1 protein-coding gene is annotated in these 1360 nt (G+C 45.0%); it reads left to right on the top strand.

Annotated elements, in window-relative coordinates:
* The first annotated feature begins 149 nt into the window (after window positions 1-149).
* Window positions 150-992 carry a TIR domain-containing protein gene (locus CFR79_RS15370; RefSeq protein ID WP_110548461.1) on the top strand — a complete coding sequence of 281 codons (843 nt, stop codon included), beginning with the start codon at window positions 150-152 and terminating at the stop codon, window positions 990-992.
* Window positions 993-1360: the final 368 nt, after the last annotated feature.

The raw sequence follows: 1360 nt of genomic DNA, 5'->3' as shown, positions 1-1360 counted from the left end.
CTCGTCCGTCAGGTCGCCACGCATCCACAGGTCTCCGCAAAGACCAACGTTGAATCACGTCCAAGCCAGTCTGAAAAGACCTTTTGTCAACAGAACCTAGACAACTCGCCATATCTGAAACAATTTAATGAATAAAGAGGCGGATTAAGATGTTCTATCAGGTATTAATAGAAACAACTGAGAAAATTGGAAAGCAGGGAACCAATAAACGCTATTTTGAGCTTGATAAAACAGATTTGTCGGAAATTGAAGAGCGTATCGTGAAGCCATATTTGTCTCGCGAAGATTTTCAATTCGACGGGTATTTTTTAAAATATGGTGAAATTCGGCGCATTACGATTAAGGAGACAGAAAGAACTACCAAAGACCTATCGCAATATGAAAATGATCATATGCCTCGGGGCGTGATTATGTTCGTGTCCCCTCATGCCATAGTGAGCTACGACAAATACACAAAAGACATCACGAATACCGTATTTGACCGCGCAAAATCATCGATATCGAACTCCATCACTCCTCAGAAAAAGGCAGCTAAGCCAGAAAGTCCCGACTTTTCAAAGGTCTTCGTGGTCCATGGTAGAGATGATCTTGCGAAAACGGAAGCCGCTCGTTTCATAGAGAAATTGAATTTATCGGCAATAATTCTTCATGAACAGGCAAATGGCGGAAAGACAATAATCGAAAAGATTGAAGAAAATACGAACTGTGGATTTGCTTTAGTCATATATACGGCGTGCGATATTGGTGGAATCGTAGGTTCTTCTGAACAAAAATTCAGAGCACGCCAAAATGTTATATTTGAGCACGGATACTTGATAGCCAAACTCGGTCGTCAGAACGTATGTGCGTTGGTCAAGAACGACGTGGAAATACCAACTGACATCAGCGGGATCGTTTATATCCCTATGGACTCCGCTGGTGCGTGGAGATTAGCAGTGGCAAAGGAACTGCGTAATGCCGGATACAATATTGATATGAACAAAGTAGTATGAATTCTCAAGGCCAAGCTTCTCCTCAAGGAATATTTATTTGGACTTGGTATAGAACATAACGCCCAACTCTACTGCTGGGTGTACCCCTAGAGGCGGGAATAACCTGATAGGCACAAAATGTCCGCCTATTTGCCTTGGTGAATGGCAGCTTTTGAGATCGCCCTTTCCGCAGCTGAGTGGCCAACATGAGGGCGAAAGCGGACTATTTCCGAAGCATGGTGATTCCGAGTTCGTGCCACATCCACCCGAAATCGTAGGCAACACCCGCACCGTCATTTTTCCGGGCGCGGGCTGTGGTGTTTTCGATATTCTTCAGCCAGGCGACCACCTTTTTACGTCCTGAAGCCGTCCGGACAGCCTCACGCGGC

The sequence above is a fragment of the Komagataeibacter saccharivorans genome (assembly GCF_003207825.1).
Classification (GTDB): Bacteria; Pseudomonadota; Alphaproteobacteria; order Acetobacterales; family Acetobacteraceae; genus Komagataeibacter; species Komagataeibacter saccharivorans.
This window is presented reverse-complemented; position numbering and strand designations above follow the sequence as displayed.

Excerpts from the sequence above, each read along its gene's own strand:
- CFR79_RS15370 (WP_110548461.1), top strand. The coding sequence starts at position 150 with ATGTTCTATCAGGTATTAATAGAAACAACTGAGAAAATTGGAAAGCAG.